The sequence below is a fragment of the Enterococcus sp. DIV1096b genome (genome assembly GCF_050498765.1).
In the GTDB taxonomy this organism is placed as follows: domain Bacteria; phylum Bacillota; class Bacilli; order Lactobacillales; family Enterococcaceae; genus Enterococcus_D; species Enterococcus_D entomosocium.
The window spans coordinates 2,123,289-2,146,371 of record NZ_JBMHEK010000001.1 but is presented as its reverse complement, the minus strand read 5'-3'; the positions used below and the strand labels follow the sequence as shown (position 1 = coordinate 2,146,371).

The following is a 23,083-nucleotide window of genomic DNA, read 5'->3' as shown; positions in this document are numbered from 1 at the left end:
GAGGAGAATCATGGATTTTTTAGAAACGATCATCCAGAAAAAAGTTGAAGAAGTTGCCGCGATGTCACAAGAAACCGAAAAGGTCGTAGCGAAACGCCCATCATTTTATCAGCAAGTCAAGGACCGACCACAAAAGATGCACCTCATTGCTGAAATCAAGCGTGCTTCACCCTCAAAAGGAGACATTAACCAAGCGATCGACCCAGTCACACAAGCGGAAGCTTATGAAGCCGCGGGTGTCAGCGGAATTTCCGTTTTGACCGACCAGCAGTTTTTCAAAGGCTCGCTGGCAGATCTTGAAGCAGTCAGTAAGGCTGTTTCGGTGCCTATACTATGCAAAGACTTCATTATCGACAAAAAACAATTGATTCGCGCCAAGAATGCAGGTGCCAGTATCGTTTTATTGATCGTGGCTGCGTTAGAGCCAGCCCGTTTCGTCGCGCTGTATCAAGAAGCCGAAGCACTAGGGTTGGAAGTACTCGTTGAGACTCATAATGCGGCTGAATTTCTACAAGCCCAAGCATTAGGTGCCAAAATCATCGGCGTCAACAATCGTGACCTAAAAACTTTTGACGTTTCCTTGGATGTCAGTGTTGCTTTAGCACCTCAGCCATCAGAGGCGGTTTATATCAGTGAATCTGGTATTCGAACTGCCGCAGATGTGCTGCAGCTTGCACCGTTTTATCATGGAGTCCTCGTTGGAGAAACGTTGATGAGAAGCAATCGAATTGCTGAAACAGCTGCAGATTTGCAGGTGAGCCGCCGATGACCAAAGTGAAAATTTGTGGACTCACCGAACGGCTGCATGTCGAAACTGCCATCAGTGCAGGAGCAGATTACCTTGGCTTTGTTTTTGCCGAAAGCCGTCGGAGAATCGATCCGACACAAGTCCGCAAGATAACGGAGCAAGTACCCCAAAATGTAGGGAAAGTCGGGGTTTTCGTTTCTCCAAGTTTTGAAGAAGTGCAAGCGGCAATTCAAGCCGCCCAGCTGACAGCGATTCAGCTCCATGGAAAGGTTCTGCCATCTTTGCAAACAGCCATCCAGACAGGCATTTTTGCGCATCAAAAGATCGCAGTGATCCAAGCCTTTGATGGAGAAGCAGAGACTTTAGAACAAGATTTCCTAAGCTGCGATGCAGATTTTGGGTTATTGGACGCTCCAGTAAGAGATCACCCTTATGCTGGCGGCAACGGCCAATCCTTTGATTGGCAAAAAGCGGCGAGAAAACCGTTGCCGTTGTCTGAGCGATTTTTTATTGCTGGCGGTTTGCACGCGGAAAATGTAGAAGAGGCGATCCAACTTTTTAGGCCTTATGCTGTCGATGTTTCTTCAGGCGTTGAAACCCAGGGGAAGAAATACAGTCGGAAAATCGAACAATTTATTTACTTAGTAAAGGAGAAGATAAAATGACCCAATACCCCACAGAAGCAGGTTTTTATGGTTCTTTTGGCGGGCTGTTTGTGCCAGAGACATTGATGTATGCAGTCAAGCAATTGGAAACTGTCTATCGTGAAGCACAAGCGGACGCAAGTTTTCAAGCAGAATTACAGGAATATTTGCAAGAGTATGTAGGAAGAGAGACCCCCCTTTATCATGCACAGCGCTTGTCACAACACTTAGGCGGTGCCAAAATTTATCTGAAGCGAGAAGATTTGAATCATACGGGCGCCCATAAAATCAATAATGCGCTAGGGCAAGTGTTATTAGCAAAGCGGATGGGGAAAAAGAAAGTGGTAGCGGAGACCGGTGCTGGACAGCATGGCGTCGCCACAGCGACTGCGGCCGCGTTGTTCGGTATGGAATGCACGATTTTTATGGGTGCGGTAGATGTTCAGCGGCAAGCACTAAACGTCTTTCGAATGGAATTGTTGGGAGCAAAAGTGGTTTCAGTCACTTCAGGCAATCAGACATTGAAAGATGCTGTCAATGAAGCGCTGCGTTACTGGGTCGCAACCGTCGAGGACACCCATTACGTGATGGGTTCCGTACTCGGTCCGCATCCTTTTCCAGAGATCGTTCGAGATTTTCAAAGTGTGATTGGCAGTGAGACACGACGGCAACTATTAGAAAAAGAAGGACGACTACCGACGACAGTCGTTGCTTGTGTTGGCGGCGGCAGCAATGCGATGGGAATGTTTTACCCTTTTATCGATGATCAGACCGTTCGTTTGATTGGCGTTGAAGCAGCTGGGAAAGGTGTGGATACTACTGAGCATGCGGCGACCTTGACGAAAGGCAGTATCGGTATTTTACATGGTACCAAAATGTATCTGCTGCAAGACGATGATGGGCAAGTGATCGAACCTTATTCGATTTCAGCTGGTTTGGATTATCCAGGGGTCGGTCCCGAGCATTCTTACTTGAAGGAGATTGAGCGAGCGGAGTATTTCGCTGTCACTGATGAAGAAGCCGTTGACGCCTTTTATCTCTTGTCTCAAATCGAAGGCATTATTCCTGCTTTGGAAAGTGCTCATGCCGTTGCCTATGCCCTAAAGCTAGCCCCAATCATGACACCCGAAGAACGCTTAGTGATCTGCTTGTCTGGGCGAGGGGACAAAGATGTTCAACAAATCAAAGACCGGAAAGGAGCAGCGAAATGACCAGCAAAACATTGACGATGAAACTAAAGGAGCGCCAAAAACAAGGCAAGCCACTATTTGTTCCTTATATTATGGCGGGTGCCAACGGACTGGAACGCCTGCCAGCAGAAATCGAGCTGTTGACGACACATGGCGCAGCGGCCATTGAAATCGGCGTGCCCTTTTCAGACCCAGTCGCAGATGGACCCGTCATCCAAGCAGCTGGAATGCAGGCATTAGCCAATGGGACCACTTTAAAAAAGATCATTGCTTTGCTGCAAACCATCCATTCCGAGGTTCCACTGGTATTGATGGGGTATGCCAATTCATTCTTTCATTATGGGATTGAACAGTTAGCAAATGAGTTAAAAGCGACAAATGTGAAAGGGTTGATTATTCCAGATTTACCTTTTGAACATCGATCACTAGTAACGCCTACTTTTGATGCGGCGGATCTCGCGCTGATCACACTGGTCTCTTTGACCAGTCCTCCAGACAGAATTCAGACGCTGATCGAAGACGCAGAAGGATTCGTTTATGCTGTGACAGTGAACGGTGTCACTGGAGAAGATCGCCAATACAACGAACAGCTGGATCAGCATTTGCAAGCCATTTCGGAAAAAAGTCCGATTCCAGTATTAGCTGGTTTCGGGGTCTCGACCCACGCAGATGTGCAGCGCTTTGCCAGTGTGTGTGAGGGGGTAGTGATCGGTTCAAAAATCGTAGCAGCGCTACAAAACGAGCCACTGCCTAAAGTCAGTGAGCTGTTAGCAGAACTCGTTGGTAAGCCATAGAAAACAATGTGAAGGAAAGAACCCGAATTGGGTTCTTTTTTTATGAGAAAACTAGTATTCGAGGTACTGATGGGCTGCTATGGAAAAAAGAAAGTGATGTGTGAAGAGGAAAAGAAAAAAGGCTGATTGAAGATCAGCCCCAAATTGTCGTGATTATGCCAGTGTATCGGTGTCGATGGTTACTGTCTCGCAAAAATGCCCTCTGCCCCCAACGTAAACATGTTGGATTTCCTTTCGCGAAGTCGTAACGAGTTTGACAAAGATTTCAGAAGGTTCACCTAAATTGCTGCCTTGTTCAAAGCGATACACTTCTTTTTCGAGGGCACACTTTTGATACAAGAAGCAAGCCAAGGCGGCATTGGAAGTGCCTGTGGCAGATTCTTCATTGATGTCAAACAATGGAGCAAAGTTACGACAAACGATTCGTTCTTTTTCCATTGCATATAAGTGCATGCCAACTACTTGTTGAAGCGCACTTACTTTTTTTATTTCCTCAAAATTAGGTGCAACTGGGCCGTTGTTTTGATTGGAATAAGGATATCCTTTAATCCAGTAGAAACGATTTGAATAGGAATTTGATCATTGATAGCATTGGTATCAAAACAGTCAGTTAATTGTTCTAGTGAAAGCACATCTGAAAACAGTGGTTTGTTCTGTTCCATGAAAATGACACCGTCTTTGATGGTGATCGACAAACGTCCGGCGTTGGTGTCGATGCGATACTGTTGCCTGGAAAGTTTGTTTAGATACGATAATAGTGCAAAGGAGGCAATTGTTGCATGTCCGCATAAGTCAACTTCTTCTTTTGGCGTAAAATAGTCAAATCGGAAATCGGCCTGCGGGGATTTCGATAAAAAAGCTGTTTCTGAAAAGCCTAACTCTTTTGCGACGGCTAACTTTTGTTGTGGCGTAAGAGGCTGTTCCAACAAGACGACTCCAGCCTTGTTGCCACCCGTTTGATTTTTACTAAACCCACTTGCGATATGTACCGTTATCTCCATAGGACACCTGCTTTCTTTGTTCTTGTTAAGCATAGCATAATTTTTGCAGGAGGAGGATATGAAAACGGATTGGGTAAGCGTGTTATACTGAAGGTACGACAGAGGAGGGACTTTATGAAGAGAGGGAAAGTAGTTGTAGTGAGTGGCGTTACAGCGTCGGGCAAAACGACATTGGTTCGTGAATTGAGTAGATTGGCAGATGGAATAGTGATCTCCTTTGATGATTATAGTATCGATGCATTGCCCTCAGCACCATCTTTTGATTATTTTTTACAAGATCCCCGCGCAGCGATCAATCAATATGACATCAGTCTGCTACTGAAAGATTTGAAGAGAGCGATGAGCATTCAACCAATCATTTTTGTGGACTTTCCCTTCGGATATGAGCACCAAGATTTGCGTCAGTTGATCGATACGGTGATTTATTTGAAAACACCACTAGATATTGCTTTTGCTCGTCAGATTAAACGGGATTATACGAACGAATCAAAAGAAGCGATTTTGACTTGGGCAGATACTTATCTTTCCTATGCAAGGGAGCTATTTGTTTTACACGAACAGATCATTGCTGAAACAGCCGACTATGTACTGGATGGTGCTCTACCAGCTGATCAGCTAGCAGAACAAGTCAAGTATTATCAAGTATTTTAAGAAGCGCTTTTAAGCAAGATTTAGTCTACTGAGTTTTGTTTAATCTCCCTTACTATCTGTTTCAGAGGTCAAAAATGCCGCTGCTTCCTCTAAAGAGAGCGCTGCTCCATTGAATGTGGGCCACGCATTGATACCGTCACATTTTTTTCTCGGAATCAAGTGAAGATGAAAGTGAGGGACTGATTGACCCGCTGCTTGATTTGCTGCGCTTAGCAAATTAATCCCATCAAATCCTAAGCGAGTGACACAATGATCTGCTATTTTTTGAACCGTTTGAATGAGGTGAGCAAGAAGAACGGGGTCGCAATCTAAAATACTGGTGTAATGTTTTTTAGGAATAACCAGCATATGATAATCCACGTCTTTGGCATGATCAAGGAAGGCGCAAACACTGTCATCTTCATAGATTACATGGCTTTTTATTTTTCCAGAGACGATGCGGCAAAAAGGACATTCTTCCATCAAAATTCCTCCTATGGAATAAATTTTGTTAGTTGTGTTCGAGAAGTATAATATCTAAAAATGTGAAGCTACGGGATTATGGGAAACCATAAACGATCTTTGTAATTAAGCCGCTCTTTGAGAGGATAATATCATATTTATTTAGCAGTTAAAACTATATGTGATAATTAATGATGTTTTAGATAATTAGTTAATAGGTTGTTTGCAAAAGAAAAGCACCGTGCTGCTGATTTGTGGTAAAAGTGACGTTTGAAAAAAGTGGTTTTTAAAAATTTATCAAAAAAAATCGCTAGGAATCAAGATTCCTAACGATCTGCTAGTGCAATGCACGATAATATAACGTTCCAGGAGGGATTCGAACCCCCGACCGTTCGCTTAGAAGGCGAATGCTCTATCCGGCTGAGCTACTGGAACAAATAATTTTCAGCGAATGCTCACTTCGCCTAAGCTGTTGAAATCAATCAGCAACAAATAACATTATAGAAAAAGGGCGCAGCAATGTCAATCGCTTTTCGCCCTTTTCTTATTTTTTCTTTGAAAAAAGGAAGCGCAGCTGCCCTCAACCTTTCTCAGGTTCCTCAAGAATTACGCTATCTGCTTCTTTCGTAATGAGAATCACACCATCTCCTAAAGGGACAAGCGTGGAGGTCAGCTGAGGATGGTTCATCACGGTATCCAAGAAAAGATTCAATTTGCGATGGATCGCTCGCTGGTTACGAGGGATTTCTTCGATGGGGTGTAGAATCGTTCCAGCTTGAAATACGTCATCCACCATCAGCACACCGCCTTTGCGTAATAGACGCAGACATTCTGGTAAAAATTCAATGTATTTTGATTTGGCGCTGTCCATGAAGATAAAATCATAAGGGCCACTCAATGTAGGTAGAACGTCTGCCGCTTGTCCTTCTAATAGCGTGATTTTTTCTTCATTTCCTAAGCGAGCGTAAGTTTCTTTGGCTTTGCGGATCATGACGTCAAAGCGATCGATCGTTGTGACATGACCATCTTTCACACATTGCGCCATCAAGCTTGAAGAAAAACCGATCGCTGTGCCGATCTCAAGGATTTCTTTTGGCTGGAGTTGTCCTAATAAAAACTGCAAAAAGACCACTGTTTCATGTGGGATGATTGGCACTTCTTTTTCATGAGCGGCTTGCTCGATTTCACCAAGTTCGCCGGGTAATTGCTTTTGTTTTTCACGCATAAACGCCACTAGTTCTGGTTTGACTACTGGACGATGCATCATTTCGTTGCGCATCTTCATCCTCCTAATTTATCGCTGCCCCTTATTATACGAATAACTCACCTTAAGTTCAATCTTTTCGAGTCTTTGGAACAACAAAAAAAACCAGTCATAAGACTGGCAGGATAAAGGGGTGAAAAATATTTTTGGGATATTTCTATCATAACGGTGTTATGTGGAGGTTTGGTTAAAATCCTGTGAAGATCTCGTCAGGTTCTGCTTAAATTTTCATCAAGAAGAAAAGCAACCCATCAACAGGGCAAAAACGAACTTTTTATCGAAATATTCAGAAAATTCAGGGAAAAGTGTTGACAGAGGAACCTGCTGTTTGGTATCTTCATAACAAGATAAAAAAAGTGATAGGTGACGACGATGGATAAACGATTGAAACAAACAGCTGCATTTTTATTATTATTATCGTAAGGACTCTTTTTCTATGACCCGCCTTTTTTAAGGCATCATTTGAAGAGTCCTATTCGCATTGCATGAAGGAAACCCTTTATGGAGTGCTTTTTTTATACCATTTTTTCAATTGTGTTTGAATGAGGTCGCGCCAAGCGTGCTCCTACCACTGCTAAGGAGGAAATAGTGATGAGAAAAATCCAGTTTTTTGATACGACATTGCGAGACGGTGAACAGACCCCGGGAGTCAACTTTAATACGAAAGAGAAGGTTCAACTGGCGCTGCAATTAGAAAAATGGGGCATCGATACGATCGAAGCAGGTTTTCCGATTGCATCAGAAGGAGATTTTCAAGCAGTCAAAGCGATTGCTGGGGCGGTGACGAAAATGACCGTTGCAGGACTTGCCCGTTGTCAGAAAAAAGACATTGATCGTGCCTATGAAGCTCTTTATCAAGCCGTCGATCCACAGATCCATGTCTTTCTAGCAACGAGTAAGGTGCATCGCCAGTACAAGCTGAATATGACGAAAGCAGAAGTACTCGCTTCCATCAAAGAACATGTGGCTTATGCGCGTGAACGCTTTGAAAAAGTTCAATTCTCGCCAGAAGATGCCACCCGCACCGATAAAGCCTTCTTGCTTGAGGCGGTTCAAACAGCGATTGATGCCGGCGCGACGATCATCAATGTGCCCGATACAGTAGGGTTTACCAATCCTACGGAATATGGAGCGCTTTTTGCCTATTTGATCGCCAATATCAAAAGCGAGCAGCAGATCACTTTTTCTTCCCATTGTCATGATGACTTGGGAATGGCGACAGCCAATGCGCTGGCGGCTATTGAAAATGGTGCTGATCGGGTGGAAGGAACGATCAACGGGATCGGCGAACGAGCTGGCAATACTGCATTAGAAGAAGTGGCCTTGGCGTTGCATATTCGCAATGATTTCTATCAGGCTACCTCCAACATCAAATTAAACGAAACAAAACGAACCAGCGATCTGGTGGCACGTTTGTCAGGAATCACGGTACCGAAAAACAAAGCGATCGTCGGAGGCAATGCTTATGCCCATGAATCAGGGATTCATCAAGATGGCGTCTTGAAAAATCCTGAGACCTACGAAATTATTACCCCACAGTTGGTGGGGGTAGAAACCAACTCGTTGCCTTTAGGCAAACTTTCTGGCCGCCATGCGTTTGTCGATAAAATGCAGCAACTGGGCTACCAGTTTGACCAAGAAGAAACCAACGAATTGTTTAAACGCTTCAAAGAATTGGCAGATAAAAAGAAGCAAGTGACCGAACAAGATTTGCTGGCTTTGGTGGCCGATCAAGGCCGCAGCCAAGAAGGCGGCTGCGAGTTGGACGCCGTTCAGCTACAATACGTGTCCAATGGCCATCAAGGAGCAGTGGTTTCTATCATCAAAGACGAGGAAAAACAAGTGGCATCAGCCATCGGTGCCGGCAGTATCCAAGCTATCTACAACTCGATCGATCAGATTTTCCAGCAGCAGCCGAAGTTGTTGAATTATGAGATCACTGCCTTGACCAGTGGGGAAGATGCGCAAGCGGAAGTGCACGTGGTCATTGAATGCCAGGAAACCAATGAAAAAATCAGCGGGATCGGCTTAGACTTTGATGTCTTGCAGGCGTCAGCCAAAGCATATGTACAGGCTAGCGCAGCTCTAAAGAATCGAGGTGTCCTTGTTTGAAAAAGATCGTGGTTTTAGCAGGAGATGGCATCGGACCAGAAATTATGGACAGTGCCCTTGCGGTATTGAAAGCGGCTTGTCCTGACCATCTCCAGCACTTTCATTTTGACCAGCGGCCATTTGGTGGAGCGGCGCTGGCACTTACTGGAGAGCCATTGCCGCAAGAAACACTACAAGCTTGCCAGCAGGCGGATGCGGTCCTTTTAGGAGCCATTGGTGATCCAGCTTGGGAAAACGCACCGACAACACCCGAGAAAGGACTTTTGAATCTGCGTCAAGCGTTAGGTCTATACGCCAATATTCGACCCATCAAAGTAGTTGATGCGGTGATTGCTTTGTCTCCCATCAAAGAAACGATCCTTCGAGGGACAGATTTTGTCATCGTTCGTGAGTTGACTGGCGGTATCTATTTTGGCGAAAAAGCAGAAAAACCTGAAGAAGCCTACGACATCAATCATTATCACCAAGCAGAGATTCGACGGATTTTGCGTAAAGCCTTTGAGATCGCCCGTACGCGGAAGAAGCGGGTTCTCTCTGTCGATAAAGCAAATGTGTTGGCGACTAGCCGGCTTTGGCGCCGATTAGCGGAAGAAACGGCACAGGAATTCCCGGATTGTCAGTTGACTCATCAATATGTTGATTCCGCCGCTATGAAAATCATCCAAAATCCCAAAGACTTTGATGTAATCGTGACCGAAAATCTCTTTGGCGACATTTTAAGTGATGAAGCCTCGGTTTTGCCGGGGTCATTAGGGGTGCTACCAAGCGCAAGCCATGGCGCAGAAGGGGTTTCTTTATATGAACCGATCCATGGCTCGGCACCGGATATTGCTAGGCAAAATTGTGCCAATCCGGTTTCCATGATTTTGTCTGTCGTGATGATGCTAAGAGAGTCCTTTCAAGAGGAACAGCTGGCAGATACCATCGAAAGTGCGTGTTATGAGGTAATGAATGCGGGGATCTTGACGCGTGATTTAGGTGGGACGGCAACGACAACTGCCTTTACAGAAGCGGTTATTGCACAGTTAGGAGTGAGCAATTATGGGGAAAACGCTGTTTGATAAACTATGGGATCGGCATGTGATCACAGGAGAAGAAGGGCAGGCGCAGCTGCTTTATGTCGATCTGCATATGATCCATGAAGTGACGACGCCGCAAGCCTTCGAAGGCTTGCGGCAAGCGGGACGGACAGTTCGCTGTCCCGAAAAAACCTTCGCAACAATGGATCATAATGTGCCTACCAAAGATATTTTTACCATCACCGATCTGGTTGCAAAAAAGCAAATGGATACGTTACGTAAAAACTGTCATGATTTTGGGATCGAATTGTGTGACAATGGCTCTGCCAACCAAGGAATTGTCCATATGGTTGGCCCAGAAGTAGGCTTGACCCAACCAGGAAAAACGATCGTTTGCGGTGATTCCCATACTGCCACCCATGGTGCTTTCGGCGCGATCGCATTTGGGATCGGTACGAGTGAAGTGGAGCATGTCTTTGCGACACAGACGATTTGGCAGACAAAACCGAAACGCATGGGAGTTGAGATCACCGGTCATCTGCAGCCGGGGGTGTACGCCAAAGATATTATTTTGGCATTGATCGCGACGCATGGCACAGATTTTGGTGGTGGCTATGCCGTAGAATTCTTTGGCGAAACGATCCGCAACCTGACGATGGAAGAGCGCATGACCATTTGCAATATGTCGATCGAAGGTGGGGCGAAAATGGGCTTGATCGCACCTGATGAAACGACCTTTGCTTATGTGAAGGATCGACGCTTTGCGCCACAAGCGTTTGCCAGTGCGGTGACGGATTGGGAAACCCTGTATACCGATGAAGGTGCTAACTATGATGCCCTGATCACCTTAGACGCAGCAACCTTAGAACCTTACATCACTTGGGGCACCAATCCAGAAATGGGAGTACCGGTCAGCGAAACGTTTCCTGAAGTGCGAGATCACAATGATCAGCAAGCCTATGAATATATGGCACTGCACCCCGGACAGACGGCTGCCGATATCCCCATCGAATACATCTTTATCGGATCGTGTACCAATGGTCGTTTGTCTGATCTGCAAGAAGCAGCGGCGATTTTGAAAGGTCAGACCATCAAAGAAGGGGTCACTGGCATTATCGTTCCTGGTTCACGCCCTGTTCGTAAAGCAGCGGAAGCTATCGGTTTAGACAAAGTCTTTATTGAGGCTGGTTTTGAATGGCGGGAGCCTGGCTGTTCCATGTGCCTAGGAATGAATCCTGATAAAGTACCAGAAGGCGTCCACTGTGCCTCCACGTCAAACCGCAATTTTGTTGGACGGCAAGGGAAAAACGCTCGGACGCACCTTTGTAGTCCAGCAATGGCGGCAGCAGCTGCGATCCATGGGCGTTTTGTCGATGTACGAGAAGTGGTTGGAGGTGTTGGTTAATGGAAGCTTTTACGCAATTTGAAGGTACGACGCTGCCTTTGATGAATGACAATATCGATACCGATCAAATCCTACCGAAAAATTATTTGAAGCGCGTTGAAAAAACGGGGTTTGGCGAATTTTTATTTGACGATTGGCGCTATTTGCCGCAACGCAAGCCTAATCCAGCATTTATCTTGAATGATCCAGCATATCAGACCGCTCAAGTCCTCGTCACTGGTGATAATTTTGGTTCTGGCTCTTCTCGAGAGCATGCGGCATGGGCGCTGTTGGATTACGGCTTTAAAGCCGTGATTGCTGGCAGCTTCGGTGATATTTTCTATATGAATGCCACCAAAAACGGGCTGCTACCCATCGAGCTGCCTTTGACTGTTCGCCAAAGGATCGCCTCGCTGCCTGCTTCTGAAAAAATCAGCATCGACTTGCCGAGGCAATGTGTGATCGTTGCCGGGGAGGAGCATTTCTTTGCAATCGATGCTACCTGGAAACACAAATTGATCCACGGTCTCGATGAGATCAGTATCACCTTGCAGGAAGAGGCGAAAATCACCGCCTATGAGCAGACGATTCCAGCGTATTGGCAGTAGGGCTAGGGGACTGGTCGTTATTCGTCGGCTGGTATTTGTGAAAGAATGTTTCTTAACCCTCGCCAATCAGCTTCGATTTGCGGAGTCAACGTCCGATTATAAAAGATCGCAGCGGGATGATACATCGGCACGATCAGATATTCTTTTTCCGACCATTGATAGCCATCCTTTGTCGGATTGCTTTCTTGAATTTTGGAACGGATCACTTCGCCATGGTGGTCTTTGATATAATAGGCGTTGCCTAATAATCGCTGTAGTCCGATATTGCCAACAGTTGCAATGACGGGCGGATCCACGATGGACAACTCGTAGTCAAGCAGTGGTGCGTGTAGCAAGACTTCCTTTTTGGTAGGTGTCCGATTGGGATGGACGATCTCATGGGCACCGCTGCGCTTGTTGATTCGTTCTTTGACGGAATATGGACGGCTGCGGACAGCGCTGGTGATGTAGACATCCTCACGGGTCAAACCGGCTAAAGCCAACGATTTCATCAATTCTTTTCCTGCTTGTCCGCTAAAAGGAATAAAATTCTCGATTTCGGTTCGACCAGGGGCTTCACCAACGATCATCAATTTGGGCTGCAGCGGTCCTTGACCTGGAACAAATCCTTCCAACGGATAACTGCGGGATGCCTGTTGAACGGCAGTGGCTAATTCTTTGGGGTATTGCATGAAAACTCCTCCCATTCTGTTTCGCTTGTGCTCTTTCTTCTATAGTAATAGAAAATAAAAAATGCACAAAAGGAAATGACTAGTAGCAAAAGAATTCTGTCTTTTCCTTAATTAGTGATTGACTTTAGGAAAACATTTTGATAAAGTTAATCTGTTGTAATTGTGGACTCCACAGCTACAACCGCACAGAACAAGTAGTAAGTACGAAAGTCACTTGGGATGGCGAGTCTAAGTATATTATAAGGAGGTGCTGTAGAGCATGTACGCAATTATCAAAACTGGTGGGAAACAAGTAAAAGTTGAAGTGGGTCAAGCAATCTACGTTGAAAAATTAGACGTTGAAGCTGGGCAAAAGGTTACTTTTGATGAAGTTATCTTAGTAGGTGGCGAATCAACAAAAGTGGGTGCCCCAATCGTTGCAGGAGCAACTGTTGAAGGAACTGTTGAAAAACACGGCAAACAAAAGAAAGTCGTAACTTTCAAATACAAACCTAAAAAACATTCACACCGTAAACAAGGTCACCGTCAACCTTACACAAAAGTTGTTATTGACGCGATCAACGCTTAATTCTTACGAAAAGCAGGGTAACGAATATGATCAAAGGGACATTCAAACGAAATGACTCTGGTCGGATTGTTTCTTTTGAACTAGCTGGACACGCACAAGCAGGAGAATACGGCAAAGACATCGTCTGTGCTGCAGCATCCGCTTTAGCGATCAGTGCAGTCAATGGGATCGATGCTTTGGCTGGCGTTGCGCCAAAAGTTGAAGCAGATAACGAAAATGGTGGGTACTTATTAGTCACGCTGCCTTCTCGTTTGACCCAAGAGCAGTCGAATATCGCACAAATTCTTTTAGAAAATTTGTTGATCGGCTTGCAATCAGTTCAAGAAGAGTACAACGATTATATCCAAATCAAAACTACTAAAGAAAACTAGGAGGTGCATCTCATGTTGATGAAAATGAATTTGCAATTCTTCGCTCACAAAAAAGGTGGGGGTTCTACTTCTAACGGACGTGACTCTCAATCAAAACGTTTAGGTGCGAAACGTGCTGACGGTCAAACCGTTTCAGGCGGATCAATCCTTTATCGCCAACGCGGTACTAAAATTTACCCAGGGGTAAACGTAGGTATCGGTGGAGATGATACATTGTTTGCAAAAGTTGACGGCGTTGTTCGTTTCGAACGTAAAGGCCGCGACAAAAAACAAGTATCTGTTTATCCAGTAGCGCAAGAAGCATAAGAAAATGACATCCAGATTACGTAAAAGTAACCTGGGTGTTTTTTTATACACCGATGAAACCGTTTTAACGAAATAGTTATTTATAATAGCTTAGATAAGGAGTGAAGCAATGATTCAATTAAAAGAAATCACGAAGGAAAACTATCGTGCGTGCATGAATTTGAAGACAACGAAGGAGCAAGAAGATTTTGTTGCGCCCAATTGGTACTCAATGTTAGAGGCGATCTATGAGGAACCACGTCAGGCATTTGCCCTCTACAATGGTGAGGATATGGTCGGCTTTCTCTTATTTAGTTTTTACGAAGCGGATGAGGATTATCCAAAAGCTTCGTGGTGGATCGAGCGGTTTATGATCGCAGAAAAATTCCAAAATCAAGGGTTAGGCAGTCAGGCGTTTCTTGCTGGGTTAGATTGGTTCAAAACCCATATCCAAGCGCAAGAATTAAGGATCTCCGCTGTAGATGGCAACGAGATCGCAACAAAGCTTTACGAACGAAACGGCTTTGTCTTGACAGGTGAAATGATTGATAACGAGCATGTACTCTTGTTGCAGCTGCCAACGGATCAAGGGTAAATGACTCTTTCTACAGTAAAAAATGAGGTCAAAAGCAGAAGTTCTTAAGGGGATTCTCTGCTTTTTTTATTGGTGTTTTTCCGGTCAAAAAAGTGTGCCGTCATTTTCTGGCTAGATTTTTCAAGAAATTTTGTGCACTTAGGGTAAGAATTACGAGTATATCCATGCTTTGTTGTTCACAAAGTTCCTTTTGCTATTAACGAAATCTTTACACGTTGACAACACAAACCTTATATTCATTTGATACTCTGAGGAAGTAGAACAAATGGAAAGAAACTTTCGAAAAACGTTGATTATTGAGAATGTGCTCACGAATGATTTTGGTCGAAACACGAACATTATCAAAAAAGAAAACGTTCGTAATTCGAAAAAGATTGTTTTTGATTCGTTGGTTTTTTATAATCAAAAAGGAAAGTTCGGAATTCCGTGAGTTCGATTTTTTTAATGAAAAGGAGAAAAAGTGATGAAAGTTTGGAAGAAAACGGCAATGTTTGGTTTAGGTTTGGTGGCAGCAGTTACGCTGGCGGCATGTGGCTCAGGTGGAGCAAGTACTGACTCGGCGGCTGAAGAAGCAGGATATGTACCAGAAAAGTTGACCGTTCAATTTGTTCCATCACAAGCAGCAGAAACATTAGAAGCAAAAGCAAAACCACTTGAGCAATTATTAAGTGATGAATTGGGGATTCCAGTCACTGTGAGTGTTTCCACTGACTACAATACAATCGTCGAAGCAATGGCTTCGAAACAAGTAGATGTAGGCTTTTTACCGCCGAATGCCTATGTTTTAGCAAATGAACAAAGCAATGTTAAGGTGCTATTACAAGCACAGCGTTATGGCATCAAGCAGCCTGGTGGGGAATCAACGGATGAATTGGTTGATAGCTATCGCTCAATGATCGTCGTAAAAAGCGGCAGCGATATCAAAGAGTTGGAAGATTTAAAAGGCAAAACGATTGCCACGCAAGATGTTACTTCTTCTGCCGGTTATGTTTGGCCAGTAGCAGAAATGAAAAAAGCAGGCATCGATATCAATACGGATGTGACGACTGTTCAAGTCAAAGGCCATGACCAAGCGGTCTTATCTGTCTTGAATGGCGACGTTGACGCAGCGTTCGTTTTTGAAGATGCCCGCAACACGGTCAAAAATGATTACCCAGAAATCATGGATGAGGTAGAACCAATGTACTTTACCGAACCGATCCCGAACGATACGATAAGTGTCCGCAGCGACATGAGTGAAGAGTGGGACAAAAAAATCCAAGATGCCTTTATCGCGATCGGTAAAGATGAAGAAGGAAAACAAATCATCTCTGATATTTACTCTCATGAAGGATACGTTGTTTCACAAGACAGCAATTTCGACATCGTAAGAGAGTATGCGGAACAAGTCGGACAATAACTAATAGATGAATAGATCGGGAGGGTACCGGTAGTTGAGGTACCCTTTTCGAATGGAAAGCAATTTTTACCTAATGGAAAGAAAGTAGGAGAATCATGGCTCTAGAGAACGAAACGATTATTTCATTTCAGAATGTGACCAAGCAATACCCAAATGGGGTATTAGGTTTGAAGGACTTAAACATCGATATCAAAAAAGGGGAATTTGTCATCGTAGTGGGTTTATCAGGAGCAGGAAAATCAACGATGCTGCGCTCCATCAATCGGCTGCACGAGATCACGAGTGGCGAGATTTTAATCGATAGCAAGTCGATCACAAAAGCAAAAGGAAGAGAGCTACGCTTGATTCGTCGAGACATTGGCATGATTTTCCAAAGCTTTAATTTGGTGAAACGTTCGAGTGTCTTGCGAAATGTCTTAACTGGGCGAGTAGCTTATCACCCAACGATCAAAATGTTGCTTGGTTTGTTCCCGCAAGCGGATAAAGAGCTGGCTTATCAATCGCTGCAGCGGGTCAATTTAGCAGAAAAAGTCTATACTCGAGCCGATGAATTGTCTGGCGGTCAGCAGCAGCGGGTTTCGATTGCCCGTGCTTTGACGCAAGAGCCGAAGATTATTTTAGCGGATGAACCGGTTGCTTCCTTAGATCCTTTAACCACTGAAAAAGTCATGAATGACTTAAAACGGATCAATCAAGATCTGGGGATTACCATCGTAGTCAATTTGCATTCTGTCCAATTGGCAAGAGAGTACGGCACGCGGATCATCGGGTTGCGAGACGGAGGCTTGGTTTTTGATGGCCCTGTCAGTGAAGCGACCGATCAGCGATTGAAACAGATTTATGGCAGCGAGATCATAGAAGAGCAGGAAGGGGCAGGACAATGACGACAAATACGTTGCCGAAACGCAGCGGACTATGGAAAAATGTTCTTTGGCTCGTCATTTTTTTAGTGGTATTGTTCGTTAGCGGCTCTATTTCAGGCGTTGATTTGGCACGGTTCTTTAGCAATAGCAGTCAAATGAATGTCATTTTACAAAAGATGGCTCATCCTGATTGGGCATATGCCAAAATCATTGTAGAGCCGATTTTACAAACGATCCAAATGGCGATCATCGGCACGACCTTTGGTGCACTGGCGGCTTTTCCGTTTTCACTTTTAGCAGCACGAAATATCATGACGAATCATTGGATCAGCGGTTGTTTCCGTTTTGTTTTAAATATCATTCGGACAGTACCTGATTTGATGCTGGCGGCTTTATTTGTTGCCATTGTCGGAATCGGTCCCGTTGCCGGGGTGATCTCCATCTCTGTGTTTTCTTTTGGGATGATCACCAAATTGTTTTATGAATCGATTGAAACGATTGATGAAGGTCCGATCGAAGCAATCACGGCTTCTGGAGGATCGAAGTTTGACATCATCCGCTATGCAGTCGTACCGCAAGTCATGAGCCATTTTCTTAGTTACTTGCTTTATGCCTTTGAGATCAATGTGCGGGCATCGACGATTCTTGGGTATATCGGCGCAGGCGGAATCGGTGTTTTCTTACAACGATCTTTAAGCCAATTTCGATATGACCAGACGTCGATTATCGTCTTAGTGATTTTTGCAGTTGTTTTGGTGATTGATACCATCAGTAATAGATTAAGGGAGCGATTGTTATGATGTTGCCAGCAGAACCGAAAAAGAAAAAAATACGGAATTGGCTGATCGCAGTAGTCGTTATCCTCCTTTATATTTGGGCTTTTGCTGGCGTGCCTTTTGCGGGTGTTAAAGAAAATGTCGGTCAAATTGTCGGCTCAATCTTTTATGGCTTGATCCATCCTGATTGGGGCTATGTTTATACCGGTGATGGCGAAGATTTGATCAGCTTGATGATCGAAACCGTTGCGATCGCCTTTGTGGGTACGTTTTTATCCTCAATATTAAGTATTCCTTTTGCCTTTTGGGCGGCGCGCAGCAAAAACAGCCCTCGCTGGCTATCAGGTTTCGGTAAAATCGTGCTGACGGCGATTCGAACGTTTCCAGAAATCGTCTTAGCGATCATGTTCATCAAAACAGTGGGTCCCGGATCCTTTGCTGGTGTTTTGGCAGTTAGTGTCCATTCCATTGGGATGTTGGCGAAACTCTATAGCGAAGCGATCGAGAACATGGATCACGGTCCTTCAGAATCGGTCGTTAGTGCGGGAGGAAATCGTTGGGATGTGTTAGGCTTTGCGACATTGCCACAACTGATTCCAGAATTTCTTTCTTTTACCTTGTATCGTTTTGAACTGGCTGTCCGTTCAGCTTCGATCTTAGGGATCGTAGGGGCAGGTGGGATCGGTACGCCGATGATCTTTGCCATCAATGCGCGATCATGGAGCCGTGTAGGAATCATTTTATTAGGGATCGTTGTGACGGTCACGATCATTGATTTTATTTCTGGGCGCTTGCGTAAACGATTGGTTTAATAAAAGGAAGTGCGTACTCGAAAAAACACAGTCTGCATAGGCTGTGTTTTTTTGCAGCGGATAGGCGGATGTCGTTTAAGACAGGTTTCGTGAAACTTGTTATACTGGATTCATAGAAAATGAATCCAAACAAGGAGGCTGTTTTATGAAAGCATTATTGATCGTCAATCCAAGTTCTGGTGGTGAACAAGCGAAAGAATTTGAGGAGATGGCAGAAGAAAAGCTGCGGGAAGCTTTTTCAGAAGTCGTTGTCAAACATACCGAAAAAGAAGGAGATGCTACACGTTTTGCCTCTGAGGCAGCAGCAGAATTTGACAGTGTCTTCGCAATGGGCGGTGATGGTACCGTCAATGAAGCGGTCAATGGCTTAGCCCCTCATGACAAACGACCAAATTTCGGTTTCTTCCCGCTGGGCACAGTAAATGATTTAGCCAGAGCATTAGCGATTCCACTAGATCCCAAGGAAGCCATCGAATCATTTGCAGTGGATCACACCCGCAAAATCGATATTGGGCAGGTTAATCAAGACTATTTTACCAATGTAGTGGCGATTGGTATGATTCCAGCGGCGATCAACAATGTGGAAGTTGAAGAAAAAACCAAGCTGGGAAAAATGGCCTATTTTGTTTCTGGTCTACGGGAAGTGCGGAAAAATGAAAGTCATCCGTTTGAAGTGACCGCCGAAAATAATGGCGAAAAAACGACGATCGCTGTGGAAAGCAGTACGATGATCGTCGGTTCATCCAATACGATCGGCGGTTTCGAATCTCTTTTGCCTAAAGCGAGTACCGATGACGGCAAATTACATCTGATCTACTTAAAGGATACGAATCTTTGGGAAACTGTCAAAAGCGTGCCTGAGCTTCTCAAAGGAGTTACGGAATCAAATGATGTTCTTGGTTATCAAACTTTTGATAAAGCAACGATTCGTTTGGCGGATGGGGCAACGATCGAAACGAATGTCGATGGTGATCCAGGGCCGGAATTGCCAATCACAGTAACAGTGCTGCCCCAGCATCTCACCGTGTATTGCGGAGTTGAAAAAGCCCGCTAAATCATTCATAACTAGGAAACGATCCGTCAAAAGCGGATTGTTTTTTTTATTCAGAAAGAGTATACTGGGAAAAAATTTACTGAAAGAAGGGGTTCTATGACGATACGTTCTGCCACGATTGCAGATGCCCAAGCCTTGACAGCAATCTATGCTTATTATGTAGAAAATACACCGATTACCTTTGAAACGGAGGTGCCATCGGTTCAAGAATTCGCGGAACGCATCGCCAAGACCTTGAAACGCTACCCGTATCTCGTTGCAGAAGAGGCTGGTGAAATTGTCGGTTATGCCTATGCGTCAGCCTATAAAGAACGGGCGGCGTATGATTGGACCGTTGAAGTAACCGTTTATTTAGCGCCGGATGCCAAAGCAAAAGGGCTCGGCACCGCTCTTTATCAAGCGCTTGAAGAAAAATTAAAAGCGCAAAACGTGGTCAATCTGACTGCGTGTATTACAGGAGGCAATCAACAAAGCGAGGCTTTTCATGAGAAGCTTGGGTATCGGAAAGTTGCTGATTTTGCGCAGGTCGGCTATAAGTTCAATCAATGGCACGATGTGATTTGGATGCAAAAAGAACTGCAATGGTTTCCTGATCAGGTGCCAACGTTCATTCCCAATGAAAAAGCCTAACACATCCTGACTTTTGAATATCTTTTTTTGGCAAAATGCTTTATGCTGAGAGTAGCATGTGAAAGGACGTTCTATTGTTCTTTCGAACAAAGTATTTTGCTTTTTCTGTGTGGAAAAAAAGTTGCTTTTTTATAGAAAAATGAGTAAAGTATTCAAGTGGAAAAAACAAGGAGGCGAAGCTGTTGGGCAAGCGAATCGAACGGATTTATCAATATATCGTCGAAAATACGATGAGCGGCTTAGGGGAAAAGAAGGGGTTGTCTACTTCAGAAGTTGCCGATCATTTAGCCATTCAGCGCAGTAATGCCAGTAAGGATTTAAATAAGCTTGTTAAAGAAGGGCGCGTCGAAAAAAGCGACTCGCGGCCTGTTCGTTATTGGGCGGCAGGGGTCGATCCCAGCAGTAAGGAAAAGTATGTCCCAAGCTACAAAGAAAGTCGCCCGCAAAGAGAAAAAGCCTTCCCTCAACGAGTACAAGGAAAACCCTCTGACCGAGATATTTTTGCGACGATCATCGGTGCCAACGGAAGTATGAAAAACGCTGTTGAGCAGGCGAAAGCAGCGATCTTGTATCCGCCGAAAGGGCTAAACTGCTTGATCACAGGGCCTACTGGTTCTGGGAAAACGTACTTTGCCCATGCGATGTTCCAGTTTGCCAAAAGCAATCAAGTAATTGCCGATGACAAAGAATTGATCGTCTTTAACTGTGCGGACTATGCAAATAACCCAGAGCTTTTGATGAGCCATTTGTTTGGTTATGTACGGGGGGCATTTACGGGTGCCGATCAAGAGAAGATTGGTATTATTGATCAAGCGGATGAGAGTATGTTGTTTCTCGATGAGATCCATCGATTGCCGCCAGAAGGGCAAGAAATGATTTTTTACTTTATGGATCATGGTACCTTTAGCCGTCTAGGAGAGACGGGCAAAAATCATCAAGCGAATGTCCGAATCGTTGGTGCTACTACCGAAGACCCCAACTCAACGCTATTAGATACCTTTACCCGACGCATTCCCATCAATATTCAACTGCCCTTTTTTGAGAAACGACCCGCATCAGAAAAAGTCGATCTCGTTCGGGTATTAGTCGGGCAAGAGGCGACCCGTATTCAGCGGACGATCTCCTTGACAGAAGATGTGGTCAAAGCGTTGATCGGCAGTGTCAGTTTTGGGAATATCGGTCAATTGAAATCCAATGTCCAGCTAGTCTGTGCACGGGGCTTTTTGAATCATATGCAACAAGATGAGATTGAAATCGATTTGATCGATTTGCCAGAAGGGATTCGTTCAGGATTGATCGTTTTGGGGAATCGCCGCAATGAGCTGGCAGAGCTCTCTAAGATCCTTGAACCGAAGATCAGCATTCAACCGAATCAAAACTTAAACAATATTCAATCAGATTCCTATGAATTGCCTTATAATCTTTACGATATTATCGGCGACAAGGCTGCTCTGCTAAAAGCAGATGGGTTAGATCAAGAAGCGATCAATCATTTTATCTCAACAGATATCAATGTTCACTTAAAGTCTTTTTATAAAGATCACGGGTTTTCCTTTAACTCGGTCAATAAACTAAGTGAATTTGTCGATCAGAAAGTGATCAGTGTAACAAATCAAATCTATGAGCTGGTTCGACAACGCTTAAATTATGATTTTCAGCAAAATTTCATCTATGCCATGAGCTTACACATCAGCTCGTTTTTGAAAAAAATCCATTTGGGAGAAGAACGACAAACCAATGACAATATTCGTCAGATGGTAGCTGATTATCCTCAAGAGTTTGAAGTCGCCAAAGAAGTCCGCGATTTTATTGGTGATAGTTTCCAAGTGGCGATTCCTGAGAGCGAATCTTATTATTTAGCGGTTCTTCTGGTTTCTCTTAGAACCTCTCATTCCTCTGGGAAAATCGGCGTCGTCGTTGCAGCCCACGGCAACAGCACAGCCAGTAGCATGGTACAAGTGGTCAAACAATTGCTGGAAGTCGATCAAGTGACAGCGGTGGACATGCCGTTAGATATGCCCCCGGCTGTGGCGTTGAAAAAAATCGTGGATAGTGTACGGGCAGTCAATGATGGCAGTGGGGTGATCCTCTTAGTCGATATGGGGTCCTTAGCGACCTTTAATAATGAAATCCAACGAGAAACGGGTGTGGCTGTTCGAACAGTCGATATGGTGACCACCTCCATCGTCCTAGAGACGGTCCGTAAAGCGTCAGTGATCGGCACGGACCTCGATCAGCTCTATGATTCATTACGGAAGTTCCGCGGGTATGGAGCGGTCACTGTGGAAGAACCAGTGACACAAAACCACCATCCTAAAGCGATTCTAGCGGTCTGCGCTTCGGGAAAGGGAACGGCGCAGCGCATCAAAGAATTGATCCAAAGCTCATTGTCAAAACGTCAAAGCCAAAATGTCGAAGTGGTGACGTTATCGGTGGCGGATCTGAGGACGGACTTGGATCAGATTCAACAGCGCTACCGTCTGATTGCCGCAACAGGGATCATCGATCCCCATATCGACGCACCGTTTATTTCATTAGAACGTTTTATTGATCAAGATGTTGATCTACTGTTGGATGATATCCTATTAGAGAATGATTTGAGTTTTGAAGATGAAGTACAGCTAGATGATCGGCAGGCGAAAGAAATCTGTGTCCGGTATTTAGAGGAAAACTTTACCTATGTCAATGCGAAAAAAGTAGTAGAGCCGTTGTGGAAATTTGGCGAAGAGATCATTCACGATTTGGATTTGGTAGGGGCGCAGCAAGGCTTTCAGATCAATTTTGTGATGCATGGCGCAGGTATGCTGGAGCGGATCTTACTGCGGCAGCCATTGACTGTTTCTGAAATTGATTTAGCAGCGATGGAGGAGAATCCGCTTTATGGCCAATTGCATGTGCATGTCCAATCGTTTTCACGCTTGATGAATATCGAAGTGCCCAAGACTGAAGAGTACTATCTGCTAGAGCTGATCAAAAACCATCACGAAAAAGAAATGTATTTTTAATTCTTACAAATAATACAGATACACTAAAAAAGATACAGTATTTTTTAGTGTATCTTTTTTAGTGTATTATCTGAATGCTGATTTTTAAGGTTTTTTCAAGAATAGTGTATCGGAAAAACTTGGCACGCTTCTTGCTTCTATATAAGTGGATACAGGAGGTGATTGAAAAAAGAACAGATCCTCAATATGAAAAGCGGA

Annotated in this window: 23 protein-coding genes, 1 tRNA gene, 1 pseudogene and 1 other annotated feature; of the genes and pseudogenes, 20 read left to right on the top strand and 5 right to left on the bottom strand. The window is 44.5% G+C overall.

The window, feature by feature from the left end; genetic code table 11:
* The first annotated feature begins 10 nt into the window (after positions 1-10).
* From trpC to trpA, 4 genes are read left to right on the top strand one after another with little or no spacing between them, the layout of a single operon-like run.
* Positions 11-769, top strand: coding sequence for an indole-3-glycerol phosphate synthase TrpC (gene trpC / locus IGJ17_RS10250; RefSeq protein WP_429961324.1), 759 nt, complete (start codon positions 11-13; stop codon positions 767-769).
* Positions 766-1,413 (top strand): phosphoribosylanthranilate isomerase, encoded by a 648-nt coding sequence (locus IGJ17_RS10245; protein WP_429961323.1) that lies wholly within the window; start codon positions 766-768, stop codon positions 1,411-1,413. Before trpC ends, IGJ17_RS10245 begins: the two co-directional genes overlap by 4 nt.
* On the top strand, positions 1,410-2,603 hold the full coding sequence (gene trpB, locus IGJ17_RS10240) for a tryptophan synthase subunit beta (RefSeq protein WP_315040054.1): 1,194 nt from the start codon (positions 1,410-1,412) through the stop codon (positions 2,601-2,603). Before IGJ17_RS10245 ends, trpB begins: the two co-directional genes overlap by 4 nt.
* The gene (gene trpA / locus IGJ17_RS10235) at positions 2,600-3,376 is read left to right on the top strand and encodes a tryptophan synthase subunit alpha (protein ID WP_429961322.1); all 777 of its coding nucleotides are present in this window, start codon (positions 2,600-2,602) and stop codon (positions 3,374-3,376) included. The genes trpB and trpA overlap by 4 nt, the downstream gene beginning before the upstream one ends.
* 153 nt (positions 3,377-3,529) lie before the next feature.
* Here trpA and IGJ17_RS10230 read toward each other — a convergent pair.
* A pseudogene (locus tag IGJ17_RS10230) lies at positions 3,530-4,377 on the bottom strand (PhzF family phenazine biosynthesis protein).
* 114 nt (positions 4,378-4,491) lie between these two features.
* Between IGJ17_RS10230 and IGJ17_RS10225 the strand changes: the two are divergent.
* Complete coding sequence (locus IGJ17_RS10225; protein ID WP_016620458.1) at positions 4,492-5,028, top strand: AAA family ATPase; 537 nt, start codon at positions 4,492-4,494, stop codon at positions 5,026-5,028.
* A 39-nt stretch (positions 5,029-5,067) separates the two neighbouring features.
* On the opposite strand, the gene IGJ17_RS10220 is transcribed toward IGJ17_RS10225, so the two are convergent.
* From IGJ17_RS10220 to IGJ17_RS10210, 3 genes are all read right to left on the bottom strand, one after another.
* On the bottom strand, positions 5,068-5,490 hold the full coding sequence (locus IGJ17_RS10220) for an HIT family protein (protein WP_194188722.1): 423 nt from the start codon (positions 5,488-5,490) through the stop codon (positions 5,068-5,070).
* 340 nt (positions 5,491-5,830) lie between these two features.
* A tRNA-Arg gene (locus IGJ17_RS10215) sits at positions 5,831-5,904 on the bottom strand.
* A 145-nt stretch (positions 5,905-6,049) separates the two neighbouring features.
* Positions 6,050-6,748 (bottom strand): O-methyltransferase, encoded by a 699-nt coding sequence (locus IGJ17_RS10210; protein ID WP_034872576.1) that lies wholly within the window; start codon positions 6,746-6,748, stop codon positions 6,050-6,052.
* Positions 6,749-7,324: 576 nt separating this feature from the next.
* Here IGJ17_RS10210 and IGJ17_RS10205 point away from each other — a divergent pair.
* The 4 genes from IGJ17_RS10205 to leuD are packed head-to-tail and all read left to right on the top strand — an operon-like array spanning position 7,325 to position 11,856.
* Positions 7,325-8,845, top strand: coding sequence for a 2-isopropylmalate synthase (locus IGJ17_RS10205; protein WP_016612263.1), 1,521 nt, complete (start codon positions 7,325-7,327; stop codon positions 8,843-8,845).
* Positions 8,842-9,906, top strand: coding sequence for a 3-isopropylmalate dehydrogenase (leuB, locus tag IGJ17_RS10200; RefSeq protein ID WP_005235314.1), 1,065 nt, complete (start codon positions 8,842-8,844; stop codon positions 9,904-9,906). Before IGJ17_RS10205 ends, leuB begins: the two co-directional genes overlap by 4 nt.
* Positions 9,887-11,269, top strand: coding sequence for a 3-isopropylmalate dehydratase large subunit (leuC, locus tag IGJ17_RS10195; RefSeq protein WP_086373056.1), 1,383 nt, complete (start codon positions 9,887-9,889; stop codon positions 11,267-11,269). Before leuB ends, leuC begins: the two co-directional genes overlap by 20 nt.
* Complete coding sequence (gene leuD / locus IGJ17_RS10190; protein WP_016612252.1) at positions 11,269-11,856, top strand: 3-isopropylmalate dehydratase small subunit; 588 nt, start codon at positions 11,269-11,271, stop codon at positions 11,854-11,856. Before leuC ends, leuD begins: the two co-directional genes overlap by 1 nt.
* A 17-nt stretch (positions 11,857-11,873) precedes the next feature.
* Here the strand turns inward: leuD and IGJ17_RS10185 are convergent, their stop codons facing one another.
* Complete coding sequence (locus IGJ17_RS10185) at positions 11,874-12,527, bottom strand: uracil-DNA glycosylase (protein WP_034872574.1); 654 nt, start codon at positions 12,525-12,527, stop codon at positions 11,874-11,876.
* 169 nt (positions 12,528-12,696) lie between these two features.
* Positions 12,697-12,767, top strand: a sequence feature (ribosomal protein L21 leader region).
* Between the two features lie 19 nt (positions 12,768-12,786).
* Between IGJ17_RS10185 and rplU the strand changes: the two genes are divergently transcribed.
* The 11 genes from rplU to IGJ17_RS10130 all read left to right on the top strand — a co-directional run bounded on the left by rplU (position 12,787) and on the right by IGJ17_RS10130 (position 22,885).
* Positions 12,787-13,095 (top strand): 50S ribosomal protein L21, encoded by a 309-nt coding sequence (rplU, locus tag IGJ17_RS10180; RefSeq protein ID WP_005225751.1) that lies wholly within the window; start codon positions 12,787-12,789, stop codon positions 13,093-13,095.
* A 26-nt stretch (positions 13,096-13,121) separates the two neighbouring features.
* Complete coding sequence (locus tag IGJ17_RS10175; RefSeq protein WP_005225752.1) at positions 13,122-13,466, top strand: ribosomal-processing cysteine protease Prp; 345 nt, start codon at positions 13,122-13,124, stop codon at positions 13,464-13,466.
* A 12-nt stretch (positions 13,467-13,478) separates the two neighbouring features.
* Positions 13,479-13,772 carry a 50S ribosomal protein L27 gene (rpmA, locus tag IGJ17_RS10170; protein WP_003126181.1) on the top strand — a complete coding sequence of 98 codons (294 nt, stop codon included), beginning with the start codon at positions 13,479-13,481 and terminating at the stop codon, positions 13,770-13,772.
* Between the two features lie 109 nt (positions 13,773-13,881).
* Complete coding sequence (locus tag IGJ17_RS10165) at positions 13,882-14,346, top strand: GNAT family N-acetyltransferase (RefSeq protein ID WP_005235322.1); 465 nt, start codon at positions 13,882-13,884, stop codon at positions 14,344-14,346.
* Positions 14,347-14,809: 463 nt separating this feature from the next.
* A complete protein-coding gene (gene phnD, locus IGJ17_RS10160; RefSeq protein ID WP_005235326.1) occupies positions 14,810-15,745 on the top strand; it encodes a phosphate/phosphite/phosphonate ABC transporter substrate-binding protein in 936 nt (311 codons plus the stop codon).
* A 95-nt stretch (positions 15,746-15,840) separates the two neighbouring features.
* A complete protein-coding gene (phnC, locus tag IGJ17_RS10155) occupies positions 15,841-16,629 on the top strand; it encodes a phosphonate ABC transporter ATP-binding protein (protein ID WP_005235328.1) in 789 nt (262 codons plus the stop codon).
* Positions 16,626-17,408, top strand: coding sequence for a phosphonate ABC transporter, permease protein PhnE (phnE, locus tag IGJ17_RS10150; protein ID WP_005235330.1), 783 nt, complete (start codon positions 16,626-16,628; stop codon positions 17,406-17,408). The genes phnC and phnE (IGJ17_RS10150) overlap by 4 nt, the downstream gene beginning before the upstream one ends.
* Positions 17,405-18,196, top strand: coding sequence for a phosphonate ABC transporter, permease protein PhnE (gene phnE / locus IGJ17_RS10145; protein WP_008378503.1), 792 nt, complete (start codon positions 17,405-17,407; stop codon positions 18,194-18,196). Before phnE (IGJ17_RS10150) ends, phnE (IGJ17_RS10145) begins: the two co-directional genes overlap by 4 nt.
* 145 nt (positions 18,197-18,341) lie before the next feature.
* The gene (locus IGJ17_RS10140) at positions 18,342-19,250 is read left to right on the top strand and encodes a diacylglycerol/lipid kinase family protein (RefSeq protein ID WP_086299363.1); all 909 of its coding nucleotides are present in this window, start codon (positions 18,342-18,344) and stop codon (positions 19,248-19,250) included.
* Positions 19,251-19,346: 96 nt separating this feature from the next.
* The gene (locus tag IGJ17_RS10135; protein ID WP_429961321.1) at positions 19,347-19,880 is read left to right on the top strand and encodes an N-acetyltransferase family protein; all 534 of its coding nucleotides are present in this window, start codon (positions 19,347-19,349) and stop codon (positions 19,878-19,880) included.
* A gap of 230 nt (positions 19,881-20,110) precedes the next feature.
* Complete coding sequence (locus tag IGJ17_RS10130; RefSeq protein WP_016612246.1) at positions 20,111-22,885, top strand: sigma-54-dependent transcriptional regulator; 2,775 nt, start codon at positions 20,111-20,113, stop codon at positions 22,883-22,885.
* Positions 22,886-23,083: the final 198 nt, after the last annotated feature.